The 14,537-nt window shown below is 42.3% G+C and carries 17 protein-coding genes; 13 read left to right on the top strand and 4 right to left on the bottom strand.

Annotated elements, in window-relative coordinates:
• Positions 1–90 precede the first annotated feature (90 nt).
• The 4 genes from NSQ79_RS06680 to NSQ79_RS06665 all read left to right on the top strand — a co-directional run bounded on the left by NSQ79_RS06680 (position 91) and on the right by NSQ79_RS06665 (position 3,990).
• Positions 91–702 (top strand): type II CAAX endopeptidase family protein, encoded by a 612-nt coding sequence (locus NSQ79_RS06680; RefSeq protein WP_045768921.1) that lies wholly within the window; start codon positions 91–93, stop codon positions 700–702.
• Positions 703–728: 26 nt separating this feature from the next.
• Complete coding sequence (locus NSQ79_RS06675; protein ID WP_045768920.1) at positions 729–1,370, top strand: GDSL-type esterase/lipase family protein; 642 nt, start codon at positions 729–731, stop codon at positions 1,368–1,370.
• A gap of 95 nt (positions 1,371–1,465) precedes the next feature.
• Positions 1,466–2,080 carry a hypothetical protein gene (locus tag NSQ79_RS06670; protein ID WP_045768919.1) on the top strand — a complete coding sequence of 205 codons (615 nt, stop codon included), beginning with the start codon at positions 1,466–1,468 and terminating at the stop codon, positions 2,078–2,080.
• 248 nt (positions 2,081–2,328) lie between these two features.
• Positions 2,329–3,990 (top strand): SulP family inorganic anion transporter, encoded by a 1,662-nt coding sequence (locus NSQ79_RS06665; RefSeq protein ID WP_049553772.1) that lies wholly within the window; start codon positions 2,329–2,331, stop codon positions 3,988–3,990.
• A 52-nt stretch (positions 3,991–4,042) separates the two neighbouring features.
• Here NSQ79_RS06665 and NSQ79_RS06660 read toward each other — a convergent pair whose 3' ends face one another.
• From NSQ79_RS06660 to NSQ79_RS06650, 3 genes are read right to left on the bottom strand one after another with little or no spacing between them, the layout of a single operon-like run.
• Positions 4,043–4,858: a TIGR03943 family protein gene (locus tag NSQ79_RS06660; protein ID WP_164332208.1), complete on the bottom strand. Its 816-nt coding sequence runs from the start codon at positions 4,856–4,858 to the stop codon at positions 4,043–4,045.
• On the bottom strand, positions 4,858–5,760 hold the full coding sequence (locus NSQ79_RS06655; RefSeq protein ID WP_004182784.1) for a permease: 903 nt from the start codon (positions 5,758–5,760) through the stop codon (positions 4,858–4,860). Before NSQ79_RS06655 ends, NSQ79_RS06660 begins: the two co-directional genes overlap by 1 nt.
• A 5-nt stretch (positions 5,761–5,765) precedes the next feature.
• Positions 5,766–5,897, bottom strand: coding sequence for an SPJ_0845 family protein (locus NSQ79_RS06650; protein WP_002885949.1), 132 nt, complete (start codon positions 5,895–5,897; stop codon positions 5,766–5,768).
• A 269-nt stretch (positions 5,898–6,166) separates the two neighbouring features.
• On the opposite strand from NSQ79_RS06650, the gene NSQ79_RS06645 reads away from it, so the two are divergent.
• The 8 genes from NSQ79_RS06645 to NSQ79_RS06610 all read left to right on the top strand — a co-directional run bounded on the left by NSQ79_RS06645 (position 6,167) and on the right by NSQ79_RS06610 (position 12,987).
• The gene (locus NSQ79_RS06645) at positions 6,167–8,299 is read left to right on the top strand and encodes a Tex family protein (protein WP_164332209.1); all 2,133 of its coding nucleotides are present in this window, start codon (positions 6,167–6,169) and stop codon (positions 8,297–8,299) included.
• Positions 8,286–8,726 (top strand): SprT family protein, encoded by a 441-nt coding sequence (locus NSQ79_RS06640; RefSeq protein WP_084871435.1) that lies wholly within the window; start codon positions 8,286–8,288, stop codon positions 8,724–8,726. The genes NSQ79_RS06645 and NSQ79_RS06640 overlap by 14 nt, the downstream gene beginning before the upstream one ends.
• Positions 8,727–8,791: 65 nt before the next feature.
• Complete coding sequence (locus tag NSQ79_RS06635; protein ID WP_002885986.1) at positions 8,792–9,055, top strand: PspC domain-containing protein; 264 nt, start codon at positions 8,792–8,794, stop codon at positions 9,053–9,055.
• A gap of 127 nt (positions 9,056–9,182) precedes the next feature.
• Positions 9,183–10,112 (top strand): HPr(Ser) kinase/phosphatase, encoded by a 930-nt coding sequence (hprK, locus tag NSQ79_RS06630; RefSeq protein WP_339313388.1) that lies wholly within the window; start codon positions 9,183–9,185, stop codon positions 10,110–10,112.
• Positions 10,112–10,903 (top strand): prolipoprotein diacylglyceryl transferase, encoded by a 792-nt coding sequence (lgt, locus tag NSQ79_RS06625; RefSeq protein WP_004182779.1) that lies wholly within the window; start codon positions 10,112–10,114, stop codon positions 10,901–10,903. The genes hprK and lgt overlap by 1 nt, the downstream gene beginning before the upstream one ends.
• A gap of 124 nt (positions 10,904–11,027) precedes the next feature.
• Positions 11,028–11,426, top strand: coding sequence for a DUF948 domain-containing protein (locus NSQ79_RS06620; protein ID WP_002885965.1), 399 nt, complete (start codon positions 11,028–11,030; stop codon positions 11,424–11,426).
• A gap of 12 nt (positions 11,427–11,438) precedes the next feature.
• The gene (locus tag NSQ79_RS06615) at positions 11,439–11,879 is read left to right on the top strand and encodes a YtxH domain-containing protein (protein ID WP_004182777.1); all 441 of its coding nucleotides are present in this window, start codon (positions 11,439–11,441) and stop codon (positions 11,877–11,879) included.
• A 121-nt stretch (positions 11,880–12,000) separates the two neighbouring features.
• Positions 12,001–12,987, top strand: coding sequence for an IS30 family transposase (locus tag NSQ79_RS06610; RefSeq protein WP_339313385.1), 987 nt, complete (start codon positions 12,001–12,003; stop codon positions 12,985–12,987).
• Positions 12,988–13,019: 32 nt separating this feature from the next.
• Here the strand turns inward: NSQ79_RS06610 and NSQ79_RS06605 are convergent, their stop codons facing one another.
• On the bottom strand, positions 13,020–13,316 hold the full coding sequence (locus NSQ79_RS06605) for a DUF3270 domain-containing protein (RefSeq protein ID WP_002886140.1): 297 nt from the start codon (positions 13,314–13,316) through the stop codon (positions 13,020–13,022).
• A 238-nt stretch (positions 13,317–13,554) separates the two neighbouring features.
• Between NSQ79_RS06605 and NSQ79_RS06600 the strand changes: the two genes are divergently transcribed.
• Positions 13,555–14,484, top strand: a complete 930-nt coding sequence (locus NSQ79_RS06600; protein ID WP_045768913.1) for a peptidase U32 family protein — start codon at positions 13,555–13,557, stop codon at positions 14,482–14,484.
• Positions 14,485–14,537 lie beyond the last annotated feature (53 nt).

Raw genomic sequence — 14,537 nt, 5'->3', positions numbered from 1 at the left:
CTTCCTCTAAAAGTAGTATAATGAAAATGTAGAGGTATACGCTTTCAAAAGATAAAAACTGTCTTTTGACTAGAAGAGGAGGACAAACTCATGACCCTATTTATGTCTAAACTGATGAGCGGTATTGTGGAACTGCTTATAGTCTCTGTCATTCCTTTTATCACTTGGTTAATTTGGAGCAGGAAAAAGGTCGGTTTCTTTGACTGGATTGGGTTGAAGAAAGTTGAAAGTCAGCAGAAGAGGCGATTACTACTGACCATTTTGGGTATTAGTCTACTTTTTCTTCTTTTTTCAATTGTCGTCTTCGCTTGGTTCGACTCTAGCCAAACGGCCACAGCAGCTTTTTCTGGAAAGGGACTTGGAGCCTTTCCTGCTATCTTGGCCTATGCTATCTTAGGGACTGCCTTGCCAGAAGAAATCTTCTTTAGAGGTTTTCTTTTGAAAAGGTTGCAAGGAAAACTAGGATTCCTAGGGGCCAATCTGATTCAGTCTCTCTTATTTGGCCTCATCCATGCATTTATGTTTATCCAATTAACGGGCTACCTAAAAGCTATGGCTATCATGGCCTTTATCAGTCTCATCGCTTACGTTTTTGGTGCTATCAATGAGAAAAAAGCAAGTGGGTCTATCCTTCCAAGTGTCTTTATCCATGCCTTGGCCAATACGGTTGTAGGGCTGCTCTTTGCCTTCTCCCTCATTTAGATAAAACTATATAGAAGAAACTTATCATGGATGAATTAAAAGAAATCAAACTTAAAAATTATCAGTACTTAAATGAGGTTGCTATCAAGGGGGAGACGCTCTTCACAGGCTCATCTCTCATGGAGCTTTTTCCAATTTGTGAAATCGCTAGGAGTAGAGGTGTCGACGACATCATCTACAATCGAGGCATCAGCGGCCTGAACACGGATGAATTTATCCAGCATATCCATCCCCTGCTTTTGGATCTGCAACCGAGCAAGGTGTTTATCAATATCGGTACCAATGACATGACCGAGGAGCCTTATGGAGACCAATGGTTCCAGCATCTGACAGCAAATATCAGGCGGATTATGGAGCAAACACAAGCTGTCTTGCCCCATACCAAGATTTACCTCATGGCTTTCTACCCAGCCAATCTTCATTTACCTTGGCAGACCAAGGCTTCAATCCAGTGGATGAAACTGCGAACACCTGAAAATCTTGACCTTTGCAATCAGGCACTCGAGGAAATCGCCCAAACCTATGGTTGTTACTTTATTAATTGTAATGCGGGGCTGGTCAATGATAGGAAAGAGCAGAAGGCTGAGCACACTTATGACGGTGTCCACCTTTATGCCAATGCTTACTTAAAAGTCTTTGAAGCTCTCGAACCCTACCTCTTGAATTAAGAAAATATGAGAGAATTTCCAGTTCTTACTCGCTTTTTTTCCTTGATTACAGTACAATAGACGTCAAAAGTGAAAAATTGAAATGAGGTATCCCTATGTGGAAATGGTTTAAACGGCTCATTGTCCTCGTCATTGTGCTCTTTTTTGCAGTGGCGGCTCTACTCATTCCGGACAAGATTGACAGTCAGGACCAATTAAAAAATGTATCTACACAAACATCCCTTGCTGATTTAGCCCAGGCTGGTATTGGTGGGGCGTCCCTTTCATCAGGTGGAGTTTCAACCGAGATTAATCTTGATAGCAACCAGTTTCGTCAAATCCTAAAAGCAAGCATGGCTGATTCTAATGACGAGACCTTGCTAAACAGTACTGTAGAGTTGAATGATTCTTATCTCACAGCTAAGCTACCAGTGTCTCTTGGACCTATTGGATCAACGTTCAGCCTTGATTTCACGGTCAGCACTAACAAGGAAGTCATTTTACTAGACTTGGCAGGTGCCCACCTAGGTCGCCTCCCTGTACCTAAATCACTGGTTCTGCCTTACCTCAAGAAGAGTATTGCCCAGTCAAGCAGTGGTGTTCGCATGGTTAACAACCAAATTCAGCTCAAGCTTCCTGAAATCGGCTACGAAATTGAGCAAGCCACTGTAACCAACAGCAAGATGAAGGTCAAGCTAAAAATTCCTATTTCCTTGCCAACCAGTTGGTAATTTAAGAGGAATCTATCAATCCATGATAAGTCAAAACAAGTCCATAGTCTGGACTTGTTTTTTGATGCCTTCATTTCTAAACTAAGAAAGTTAAATAATTCTTGAAATAATACGTTTACATCTCCCAATCCCCTAGAAAATGGGGGGGGTCCTGTGCTATCATTAGACTGTAAAAATGATAAGCGTCTGACACTCATTGCAAAAAGAGTTAAGTCAAAGAGTTTTAGGATAATAGTTAGGAGGAAAAAATGGACGCTTTAAAATATATCACACCCAAATTTTTCACCACCATCAAGGATTATTCCAAGGGACAGTTCATCAAGGACCTGGTTGCAGGAGTTATCGTGGCTATCATTGCCCTGCCCTTGTCGATTGCCCTAGCGATTGCCTCTGGTGTTAATCCCGAACAAGGTCTATACACAGCAGTGGTTGCAGGCTTTTTTATTTCCTTTTTAGGAGGTAGTCGGGTTCAGATTGGTGGACCTACCGCAGCCTTCGTTGTCATCATCTATGGCATCATCGCCCAGTATGGCATGGCGGGTCTGACTGTTGCCACACTCATGGCGGGACTCATGCTTATTATCATGGGGCTCCTGCGTTTCGGTGACCTGATTAAATTCATTCCCAAAACCATCACACTTGGCTTTACCTTGGGGATTGCCGTTGGGATTGTGGCTGGACAGATTAAGGATTTTCTAGGCCTTGAGATGAAGTCCGTGCCAGCTGAGTTTCTGGAAAAGATGATTGCCTATGGAAAGCATCTTTCAAGTATTAGTTGGGCGACCCTAGCTATTGGTATTTTGGCCCTGCTCATTCAAATCTTTTGGCCACGCCTTTCTCAGAAAATTCCGGGTTCTCTGGTTGCTATCTTTGTGACCACAGCCATTGTAGCCTTTGGTCATCTCCCAGTCAAAACCATTGGTGACCTTTACACCATCAAGGCAGGACTTCCAAGTTTTACGGTTCCTGACCTATCATTTTCTTTGATTCGTCAAATGATTTCGCCAGCCTTCACCATTGCCATACTGGCAGCTATTGAATCGCTCCTTTCTTGTGTGGTTTCAGATGGCATGATTGGTGGTAATCACCGCTCTAATGCAGAATTGGTCGGTCAAGGTGTTGGAAATATCATGTCAGCCCTCTTTGGTGGGATTCCGGCAACGGGTGCTATTGCCCGTACCGCAGCCAACGTCAAAAATGGCGGACGAACACCAGTAGCAGGTATGGTTCATGCCTTCACCCTGCTTCTGATTTTACTCTTCCTCATGCCTTACGCCTCATTGATTCCTATGACCTGTCTAGCCTCAATTCTTATGATTGTCGGTTATAACATGAGTGGTTGGCGTACAGTTGGTCGTATGATCAAACGTGCCCCTAAGAGTGATGTGGCGGTCCTGCTAGTGACCTTTGTCTTAACCGTTTTCTTTGACCTAGTAGTTGCCATTGAATTTGGTATGGTCCTAGCAGCCTTCCTCTTTCTCAAACGCATGTCCGACGTGGCTCAAATCCGTCAGTGGGTGGACAAGGAAAATCTGGACGATCCAGTTTTGTCTGAGGATAGCGACTTGAAGCAAGTCCCTAAAAACACTGTCGTCTATGAAGTTTTTGGTGCCCTCTTCTTTGGTGCAGCCAATAACTTCTTGAATGTGATCAATGATGAAACTAAGAATGTTCTCATCCTACGCATGCGAAACGTTCCAGCCATGGATATCTCAGGCCTAGATGCCCTTGAAGAAACCCTGGCCATTTGTCAAAAACGTGGCATGACCTTGATTCTTTCTCACGTCAACGACCAACCCTACCGAGTACTCGAAAAATCAGGCTTTATCCAGACTATTGGAGCAGACCATATCTGCGAGTCGACCGATCAAGCCCTTGAAAAAGCAGCAGCCCTAGCACAAGAAGCCTAGACAAATGTTTTTAATACAAGAAGAAAAAGCCAGTTCAACTGAACTTGGCTTTTTAAAATACGCGATAAACATAAGGGTTGTCAGGCTGACCGACCTCTTTAACCTCAGTTAAATTGAGGACAGGCAGGCTCTGTTTAAGATTTTGATAGTAATCCACAGTGATGGTACCAGTGACTTTCACCCAGGTATTGTCCTTAAAGGTTTGCTCACTTCCTGTCGTCGCCAATCCGTAAACACCTGAATCGGCGATACAGTGGATAATTCCGAAACGGAAGATGAACTGATAACCCTTGGTTTGTGGGTCATTGTAGACAAAACCGGTATAGGTGACCTTCTTGCCCACGAAATCGTTAGGATAGAGGTAGATGAGCTCCATGACTTCCATGTAATTTTCTGTGGTAATCTGGATGGTCTCACGTCCCTTGTACTTGGTGAGCTCTCTGGTCATTTCCTTCTCATAAGCTGAGGAGGTGAAGTAGGAGCTGGTGTCTGGCTTTAAGTACTGGATAGTCGTTCCCTCTTGGTCGGCCTGATTAGGATCGCTCCCTGCCGCCAGTGGAAAATGATAGCCCTTAGCTGATACGGTATTGGCATCCAAGGTTACTGTTGGAACCAAGAGCCCCGTGAGGACTGGAAAGGCCAAGAGAACGATGCTGGCTACCTTGGCTACTCGCCCTGACAAATGCGAGTGAACCTTCATCTGCTTCATCCAAACAATGAGTTGAACCACAGCAAGGATAAAGGAAAGCACCATGGAAATGTAGGCCAAGTAGGAGTAGTGGATGTTAATGTACTGGTTGAGCTTACCAGAAACTTGCAAGTACATGACGAGCTCAAAATACCCAGATAAGATGAGAAAACGTAACATTAAATCACCCCCAATAGCAGACAGTAAATGATTGTCACCAGACTTGCGGTTCCTACAAAGAGACCGACAAAGCGTGTTTTAAACTGGTGTTTCATCATAATCAAGTTCTTGATATCAACCATAGGACCAATGATGAGAAAGGCCACCGTTGGTGCTACTCCAAAACTAGAGAGTAGCGAAGCTCCGATAAAGGCATCCGCCTCTGAACAGAGCGAGAGGATGAAAGCCAGAAGCATCATGATCAGGATAGCTGTCACTGAATTATGACCGATGGTCGTGAGGATACGGGTCGGTAGGTAGGTCTGCATACTGGCAGCCACCAAGCTCCCGAAAATCAAGTAACGCCCAGTGTCAAAGAACTCGTCAACAGCATGAACCAGAGCTTGAAAGACTCTCTTACCAGCTGACAAACCACTATAGTCGTGAACATGACTGGCCTTACGATTGTCCTTAAGAATCTGGTCATCCACCACAAAGCCCAGCAAGATTCCCAAAATCATGGCAATCAAGAAAGCCCCGACGAAACGTAAAAGAACGTAGTACCAAGAGTTCCCAAAGGCCGTATAGGTCGCAAAGAGAACGACTGGATTAATGATAGGAGCAGTTGCCATGAAAGGAATAGCCGTGTAGCTAGGCACTTTTTTCTCTAAAAAGCGCGTGATAATTGGAACGATCCCACACTCACAAGAAGGGAAAATAAAACCAACAAGGGTTCCAAAGAGAATAGCCAGGACCTTGTTTTTAGGAAGGAAGTCTTGGACCTTTTCAGGAGTCACAAAGACCTCGATAAAGCCAGATAGGATACTTCCCAGCAAAACAAAGGGCAGAGCTTCGATAATAATCGATAGAAAAACTGCCAGAAGCTGCAAAACGCTATCTGGTAGTTGATGAAAAATAGCCATAAAAATTATTTCTTCTTATCTTCTTGAAGACGTTTGTCCTTCTTAGGATCAGTTCCCGCCTTTTCAAAATCAGGGATAGCCGCAAATGATGCCATCATGCTTTCAAGTTCATTTGTTTTTTTCTGAATAACTGCCATAAAAAGCCTCCGAGTTTACATAAGATACTGAGGGCGTTATTTCTGACAGAAAATTAGGGCATCAGACGAAGAAGCTCTGCTTCTAGGAGGATGTATCTATTTTCCGAAAGAAATAGCCCGAGTTCAGTTACAAAAGATACTAAGGGCGTCCTTTCTGAGAGAAATAGCCCCTAACATTTTCTATTATACTACCTCTTGCTTAAAAATTCTTGCTTCAGCTACAAGGTTTTCTGCCCAAGCAAATCTCCTCTCGTGGTATAATAGAACTTATGGAAAATCGTAATTTAGAGACATTGGCTCAGGAATTGGGCCTAAAAAAACAACAAGTTGAAACTGTTTTAGAATTGACCGCAGAAGGCAATACCATCCCCTTCATCGCCCGTTACCGTAAGGAAAAAACAGGCAATCTGGATGAAACGCAAATCAAGGCCATCATTGATATGGACAAATCCTTGACTGCTCTTCAAGACCGTAAGGAAACGGTTCTTTCCAAGATTGAGGCTCAGGGCAAATTGACCGACCAACTCAAGGCAGCCATTGAAGCCGCTGAAAAACTGGCAGATGTGGAAGAACTCTACCTTCCCTATAAGGAAAAACGCCGCACCAAGGCGACGGTTGCCCGTGAAGCAGGTCTCTTCCCCTTGGCTCGTCTTATCTTGCAAAATAGTCCAAACCTCAAGGCTGAAGCTGAAAAGCTGACATCTGAGGCCTTTCCAACAGCTGACAAGGCTCTTGCAGGTGCTGTGGATATTTTGGTTGAAGCCTTTTCTGAGGACAATAGCTTGCGCTCTTGGACCTACAACGAAATCTGGAACAACAGTGATATCACTTCAACCCTCAAGGATCAATCTCTGGATGAAAAAGAAACCTTCAAAATCTACTATGATTTTGAAGACAAGGTGTCTAAACTTCAAGGTTACCGTACGTTAGCCCTTAACCGTGGGGAGAAACTAGGTGTTATTAAGGTGGCCTTTAAGCACAATCTTGAGAAAATGCACCGTTTTTACAGTGCTCGTTTCAAACAAAAAAATGACTATATCGAGGAAGTTATCAACCAATCTCTCAAGAAGAAAATCATTCCAGCCATGGAGCGTCGTATCCGTAGCGAGTTGACTGAAGCAGCAGAAGATGGTGCTATTCAACTTTTCTCTCAAAATCTTCGCAGTCTTCTTCTAGTATCGCCACTTAAAGGTAAGATGGTACTCGGTTTTGACCCAGCCTTTCGTACAGGGGCTAAGTTGGCTGTCGTCGACCAAACTGGTAAGCTCATCACAACGCAAGTTATCTATCCAGTGGCTCCAGCCAGTCAGGCTAAGATTGCCCAAGCTAAGAAAGACTTGGCTGACCTCATTAAGAAACATGCCATTGAGATTATCGCTATCGGTAATGGAACAGCCAGTCGTGAAAGTGAAGCTTTTGTGGCAGAAGTTCTCAAGGATTTTCCAGAGACTTCATATGTCATTGTCAATGAAAGTGGTGCCTCTGTCTACTCTGCATCAGAGTTGGCCCGTCATGAGTTCCCAGACTTAACGGTCGAAAAACGCTCTGCCATTTCTATCGCCCGTCGTCTTCAAGACCCATTAGCTGAGTTGGTTAAGATTGACCCTAAATCAATCGGAGTAGGCCAATACCAGCATGATGTTAGTCAGAAGAAACTCTCTGAAAATCTTGATTTCGTCGTCGATACCGTGGTTAACCAGGTCGGTGTTAATGTCAATACGGCAAGTAGTACCCTCTTGTCACACGTGTCAGGACTCAACAAGACCATCTCTGAAAATATCGTCGCCTACCGTGAGGAGAATGGTGAGATTGCATCACGTGCGGAAATCAAAAAAGTCCCACGTCTTGGTGCCAAGGCCTTCGAACAAGCCGCCGGTTTCCTTCGTATTCCAAATGCCAAGAATATCTTGGATAATACAGGGGTCCACCCAGAGTCTTACCCAGCGGTAAAAGCCCTCTTCAAGCAGTTGGCTATCACAGACTTGGACGACTCTGCCAAGGCAAAATTGAAGGCTCTTAATCTTAAAGAAACAGCGGAAGGATTGGGACTTGGACAGGAAACCCTCAAAGATATCATTGCTGACCTTTTGAAACCAGGTCGTGACCTCCGTGACGATTTTGAAGCACCAGTGCTTCGTCAAGATGTTCTTGAACTCAAAGACTTGTCAGTAGGACAAAAACTTGAAGGAACGGTCCGTAACGTTGTGGACTTTGGTGCCTTTGTGGATATCGGTGTCCACGAGGATGGACTTATCCACATCTCAGAGATGAGTAAGAGCTTCGTTAACCACCCAAGTCAGGTCGTATCTGTTGGGGATTTGGTTACCGTGTGGGTATCAAAAGTTGATTTAGAGCATGAAAAACTCAATCTCTCCTTGGTGAATCCACGTGAATCTAACTGATTATGTTAAGACTGTTTCTATAGAAGATTTTGGTTGGGAATTTAAGCATCAAGCCTTGTGGAACAAGCGTCTCCGAACCACTGGAGGTCGGTTCTTTCCCAAGGATGGTCATTTAGATTTTAACCCAAAACTCTATGAGGAACATGGTCTTGAAACCTTTCGAAAAATTGTCCGCCATGAACTCTGTCATTATCACCTTTATTTTCAAGGGAAGGGCTACAAGCATGCGGATAGAGATTTCAAGGACTTACTAGCCAAGGTCGATGGCCTTAGGTACGCTCCAAAGATGCAAGGTCAGGAGGAGAACTACTACCTCTATCAGTGCCAATCCTGTGGTCATACCTACCGTCGCAAACGCCGTGTCAATACACAGAAATTTGGTTGCGGTCTGTGCCGAGGCAAACTCATTTTTCTAAATCAGTCCTAGGGCTGATTTTTTTGGTTTAAAAAAATCATATAATTAAATCAAAGAAATGATGGGAGAAGAAGACCATGTCAAATCGTTTTTATAAGACACGAAAAAATAGACTCGTCGCCGGTGTTGTTGCAGGTTTGGCAGATAAGTTTGGCTGGGATTTAGCTCTGGCTCGTATTTTGGCTATTATTCTCATGGTTTCAACGCAGTTTGGAATCTTCCTATACTTGGTTTTGGCCTTTCTCCTTCCTTACAAAGAAGATATTTATCCTGAAATCAAACTCAAGGATGGACGCAAACGTAAAAATGCTGAACCTGTTGAAGATGAGTGGAATTGGTAAGTAACTGTTAATAGACATTGACCTGTGATTGGCCCTGGTGCTAGTCACAGGTCTTTTTTGCTTTGAGAACCGCATTGAAAACCTTTTTATGATACAATGAAACTAGTAAATAATCGGAGGAAATAATATGACAGTAACCGTTAAAATGCTGGTTGATAAGCTTAAGCTTAAGGTTATCTATGGGAATGAAAAACTATTGTCAAAACCAATCACAACCGCTGATATCTCTCGCCCTGGTTTAGAAATGACAGGATATTTTGATTTTTATTCACCAGAGCGTATTCAATTGGTTGGGATGAAGGAGTGGTCTTACCTTAAAACTTTGACTGACCACAACCGTTACTCTGTTTTCAGTAACATGTTTAAAGAAGAGACACCTGCTGTTATCGTGGCGCGTGGACTTGATATTCCTGAGGAGATGTATCGAGCAGCTAAAGAAAATGGCGTTGCGGTTCTTCAAGGTCGTAACGGCACATCCTCTCTTTTAGGTGATATGTCTTGGTACCTTAATGCACAGTTGGCTGAGCGTACTAGCGTTCACGGTGTTTTGGTTGATATCTACGGCATGGGTGTTCTCATTCAGGGCGATTCTGGTATTGGTAAGAGTGAAACAGGGCTTGAGTTGGTGAAACGTGGTCACCGTCTAGTCGCTGACGACCGTGTGGATGTCTATGCTAAGGATGAGGAAACTCTCTGGGGTGAGCCTGCGGAAATCCTCCGCCATCTTCTTGAGATTCGTGGGGTTGGTATCATTGATGTCATGAGTCTCTACGGAGCTAGTGCTGTCCGTAATTCTTCTCAAGTTCAGTTGGCCATCTATCTTGAAAATTTTGAAGACGGTAAGGTCTTTGATCGTCTTGGAAATGGGAATGAAGAAATCGAATTGCAAGGCGTTAAGATTCCACGTGTCCGCATTCCTGTTAAGACAGGCCGTAACGTATCAGTCGTTATCGAAGCTGCAGCCATGAACTACCGTGCTAAGCAAATGGGATTTGATGCAACCAAAACCTTTGAAGAACGTTTGACCAACCTCATTAGTAAGAATGGTGAAGACTAATGTTTGCTACTATTGATCCTATTGCTCTAAGGCTTGGCCCCATTAGTATTCATTGGTATGCCATCTGTATCGTATCTGGTCTCTTACTTGCCGTTTATCTGGCTCAGCGTTGGGCTCCTGAAAAGGGAATTGACCCTGAAAACATCTTAGATTTTATTCTTCTTGCCTTTCCGATAGCCATTGTTGGTGCTAGGCTCTACTATGTGATCTTCCAGTGGTCCTACTACAGTCAAAATCCTTCTGAAATTTTTGCAATTTGGAATGGTGGAATTGCCATCTATGGTGGCTTGATTGCTGGAGCAGCTGTCCTCTATTGGTTTGCTAAACGTCATGCCATTGCTGTCTTGGATTTTCTAGATATCGCGGCACCTGGCGTTATGATTGCTCAGAGTATCGGTCGCTGGGGAAACTTTATTAACCAGGAGGCCTACGGAAAAGCAGTTAGTCATCTGAATTATGTCCCAGAATTTATTCGCCAGCAGATGTACATTGATGGTAGTTATCGTGTACCGACCTTTCTTTACGAAAGTCTCTGGAACTTGGTCGGATTTATCATTATCCTAGGACTAAGACGCTTTAATAAGAAACTGCGTCAAGGAGATGTGACCTCATTTTACCTTATCTGGTATGGTCTTGGACGTTTTGTCATTGAAGGCATGCGTACGGATAGCCTCATGTTTGTTGGCTTGCGTGTTTCTCAATGGGTTAGCATCGCTATTATCATCTTGGGTGCAACCTTGCTCTATTTGCGAAAGCAACGCCCAGAGGCAGATTATAAAATGAAAAACTAGTCATATAGCTCAGACTTTGTTATAATATAATGAAAATTATCATAACAAAGGTCACTGGAAACTGGAGATTCTACTTCAGTTTTCTTGTAGCGACCGTTTAAAAAGGTCAAAGGAGTCCTAAACTATGGCAGAAATTGCATTTCTTATTATCGCAATCGCACTTGCTGCGTTTCTCATTGCATTAATCCCTACTCTACTTCGTACCCGTCATGTGGTTAAAGAAGTTGAAGAAACAGTTGCTGTGCTTCGTACAGATATCAATGTAACCCTTCATCAAACAAATGAAATCTTGGCTAAGGCAAACGTCTTGGTTGAAGATGTTAATGAAAAAGTTCAAACAATCGATCCTCTCTTCGTAGCAGTAGCTGAGCTTTCAGAAAGTGTCTCTGACTTGAATACTGAAGCTCGTTATCTCGGTGCGAAAGCAAGTGCAGCAGGAGCAAGTGTCGGTAAAGCAGGTTCAGCCTTTGCTATCGGTAAGGTTGCTTCAAAACTATTTGGTAAAAAAGACAAGAAAAAATAAGGAGGTCTTTTCATGAGTAAATTTTTAAACACCCTAATCATTGGTGTAGCTTCTGGAGCTGCAGCAGCTTACTTCTTTACAACTGAAAAAGGTAAAGCTGTTAAAGCACGTATTGATGAAGAAATCGCTTCATTCAAAGAAGATCCAAAAGCTTATCAAAATCAAGTGGTGGAAAAAGCTAGCGACTACAAAGATTTGGCAGTCGATACTTTCCAAGACTATAAAACAAAATTTGAAAATGGCGACATCACTGCAGATGATTTGACAAAAGCAGTTCAAGAAAAAACAGCTCAAGTTGCTGACTTTGCCAAAGAGAGCTTTGAACTTATCAAAGAGAAAACAGCACAAGTAACTCCTGAGCAAGCAGATGTTGAAGCAGAAACCAAAGCTATCGTTGATGATATCGTCATTGATATCAAAGATATCTCTGAAGAAGCAGCAGAAGCAAAATAAAAAAAGAAAGCCCATGAGGCTTTTTTTAGTACCTTGAATATACAATATAAGTGCACAATAAAAACTCATAAGATTTTCTAGTAAAATAGAATTGAACGAACTAGTTACGAAAGGAAATCTTATGAGCTACCATCATTTTACCATAGACGAGCGTGAAAGTATTCTCATTTACCGTACGCAAGGCCTAAATTTTTCTCAAATTGCTAAGTTACTTCATCGTCATCCATCTAGTATTAGTCGTGAGTGGAAGCGGCATCTAAAAGAAGGAAGCTATTCTCCAAGTCATGCACAGGAATCTTACCATAGGGCTAAATCACACTGTGGGCGGAAGCGTATGCTTGAAATAGATCACAATTTAAGCAATACCGTCAAACATCTATTTCTCGATTACCAATGGTCTCCTGAAGAAATAGAAGGTCGGTTGCGATTAGAGTATGGAAAAACTGTTATTAGTTATCAAACAATCTATAGAGCCATTTACAGAGGTCATTTTGATGATAACTCACTATCTCATGGTGCTCGTGGTGTCATTCGTAAGCTCCGTCATCGTGGAAAAACACGTCATACAAAAGGTTATGTCGAAAATAGAGGGAAAATTTCTATTTCTCATACGATTCACGAAAGACCAGAAGATGCTAATAACCGAACTAGAATAGGAGATTGGGAAGCCGATACTGTTGCAGGTAAAACTGGAAAAGCTTGTTTAGTGACTCTAACAGACCGTTATTCTCGTTTTCTAAAAATCAAAAAGGTAGCTGTTAAGAAAAGCAAGTTGGTAATAGAAGCTATGGTAAAACTGTTAGAACCCTTGACGAAGTATACAGTAACTCCTGATAGAGGGAAAGAATTCACGTATCATCAGAAATTGAGTGATCAATTGAACATTGAAGTCTATTTTCCTGACCCTCATGCTCCATGGCAACGAGGAACCAATGAGAACACGAATGGATTACTTAGAGAATATTTTCCAAAGGGTAGTGATCTAACATTGGTTGATGATCAGACTATTCAGCTATGGGAGAACAAACTTAATAATAGGCCACGAAAATGTCTTAACTGGAAAACACCTTATGAAGTATTCTATGGGGAAAGTATGCACTTAATTTGACAATTCAAGACGCAAAAACGTTGACCAAGCAGTCAACGTTTTTGTGCTTTATAATATTCGATCAGGACATAAATGCCTATCTGACCAATGACGCTGATGGTAATTGCCCAGAAGAAGGCCCAGAAGGTAGCCACCTGTGCTACCAAGAAAAGGAAGGCAACTAGGACTGTTGAAACACAGAAGCTTGAGATACGTCCAAAGAAAATCATATCTTGTAGCTTAATACTATTACTATTTAAACCTTGATAATCTTGATAATTCGTCGTTTGAGGACGCTCAGTCTCGAAATCTTCGATGTGATCAAATTGACGGTGTAAGTTGTCAGCCATGTCTGCCTCCTTTCTATATAAAATATCTAAATCACTTTTTCGTGTAGGTTAAAATACTTAGTCAGTATTTCACTATTTAGAATCTCATTAATAATACCACAAAAATTTTATATTGCAAAGTTTTTTTTGATTTTTGTAAAAATCATAGTATTCAAAAACTAATTAAAAATATTTAGATACAGAGTTTTGAGCCTAAAAATTCTAAAAAAATCAAATCATTTGTGCTATAATGTGAGTTATGGAAAAAATAGTGATTACAGCGACTGCTGAGAGCTACGAGCAGGCACGTGAGCTCCTAGAACTTGGCGTAGATCGTATTTACATCGGCGAAAAAGCTTTTGGCCTTCGTTTGCCTAAGCCTTTTTCATTCGCAGAGATGCGAAAGATTGCAGAGCTGGTACATGAGTCTGGCAAGGAATTGACTGTTGCCGTTAACGCCCTCATGCACCAAGGTATGATGGATGCTCTTCCAGACTACCTTGATTTTCTTGAAGAAATCAAGGCAGATTATATCACGGTTGGTGATGCAGGAGTTTTCTACATTTGTAACCGTGACAAACGCCCCTTCAAAATGATTTATGATGCTTCAACCATGGTAACCTCTAGCCGTCAGATTAATTTCTGGGGCAAACAAGCTGGAGCTTCTGAAGCTGTTTTGGCTCGTGAAATTCCATCTGCGGAACTTTTCGTCATGGCTGAAAATCTTAAAATTCCAGCTGAGGTTTTGGTTTATGGTGCAAGTATCATTCACCACTCAAAACGTCCGCTTCTTCAAAACTACTACAACTTTATCAAAACGGATGAAGCTGTTACCAAAGAACGTGACCTCTTCCTTTCTGAGCCAGGAGATCCAGATTCTCACTACTCAGTTTATGAAGACTTGCATGGAACACATATCTTTGCCAACAATGACTTGGATATGATGACTAAACTTTCAGAACTCGTTGAACATGGTTTTGATCACTGGAAGTTAGACGGTGTTTATTGCCCAGGTGAAAACTTTGTAAAAATCACTGAGTATTTTGTGAAGGCTCGTGACCTCATCGAGGCTGGTGAATTTTCACAAGACCAAGCCTTCCTCTTTGATGAGGCTATTCATAAATTACACCCAGCCAACCGTGGTTTGGACACAGGTTTCTATGACTATGAACCTGACCGTGTAAAATAAAAATACTTCCTCCTTCGTTTGTGAGTTTTCCATTTTCAGGGAACGAAGGAGCC

The organism is Streptococcus sp. FSL W7-1342 (genome assembly GCF_037966635.1).
Classification (GTDB): Bacteria; Bacillota; Bacilli; order Lactobacillales; family Streptococcaceae; genus Streptococcus; species Streptococcus salivarius_D.
Note: the sequence above shows the minus strand (reverse complement) of the source record. Positions and strands in the feature narration are given on the sequence as shown.

Excerpts from the sequence above, each read along its gene's own strand:
- NSQ79_RS06680 (WP_045768921.1), top strand. The coding sequence starts at position 91 with ATGACCCTATTTATGTCTAAACTGATGAGCGGTATTGTGGAACTGCTT.
- NSQ79_RS06675 (WP_045768920.1), top strand. The coding sequence starts at position 729 with ATGGATGAATTAAAAGAAATCAAACTTAAAAATTATCAGTACTTAAAT.
- NSQ79_RS06670 (WP_045768919.1), top strand. The coding sequence starts at position 1,466 with ATGTGGAAATGGTTTAAACGGCTCATTGTCCTCGTCATTGTGCTCTTT.
- NSQ79_RS06665 (WP_049553772.1), top strand. The coding sequence starts at position 2,329 with ATGGACGCTTTAAAATATATCACACCCAAATTTTTCACCACCATCAAG.
- NSQ79_RS06660 (WP_164332208.1), bottom strand. The coding sequence starts at position 4,858 with ATGTTACGTTTTCTCATCTTATCTGGGTATTTTGAGCTCGTCATGTAC.
- NSQ79_RS06655 (WP_004182784.1), bottom strand. The coding sequence starts at position 5,760 with ATGGCTATTTTTCATCAACTACCAGATAGCGTTTTGCAGCTTCTGGCA.
- NSQ79_RS06650 (WP_002885949.1), bottom strand. The coding sequence starts at position 5,897 with ATGGCAGTTATTCAGAAAAAAACAAATGAACTTGAAAGCATGATGGCA.
- NSQ79_RS06645 (WP_164332209.1), top strand. The coding sequence starts at position 6,167 with ATGGAAAATCGTAATTTAGAGACATTGGCTCAGGAATTGGGCCTAAAA.
- NSQ79_RS06635 (WP_002885986.1), top strand. The coding sequence starts at position 8,792 with ATGTCAAATCGTTTTTATAAGACACGAAAAAATAGACTCGTCGCCGGT.
- hprK (WP_339313388.1), top strand. The coding sequence starts at position 9,183 with ATGACAGTAACCGTTAAAATGCTGGTTGATAAGCTTAAGCTTAAGGTT.
- lgt (WP_004182779.1), top strand. The coding sequence starts at position 10,112 with ATGTTTGCTACTATTGATCCTATTGCTCTAAGGCTTGGCCCCATTAGT.
- NSQ79_RS06620 (WP_002885965.1), top strand. The coding sequence starts at position 11,028 with ATGGCAGAAATTGCATTTCTTATTATCGCAATCGCACTTGCTGCGTTT.
- NSQ79_RS06615 (WP_004182777.1), top strand. The coding sequence starts at position 11,439 with ATGAGTAAATTTTTAAACACCCTAATCATTGGTGTAGCTTCTGGAGCT.
- NSQ79_RS06610 (WP_339313385.1), top strand. The coding sequence starts at position 12,001 with ATGAGCTACCATCATTTTACCATAGACGAGCGTGAAAGTATTCTCATT.
- NSQ79_RS06605 (WP_002886140.1), bottom strand. The coding sequence starts at position 13,316 with ATGGCTGACAACTTACACCGTCAATTTGATCACATCGAAGATTTCGAG.
- NSQ79_RS06600 (WP_045768913.1), top strand. The coding sequence starts at position 13,555 with ATGGAAAAAATAGTGATTACAGCGACTGCTGAGAGCTACGAGCAGGCA.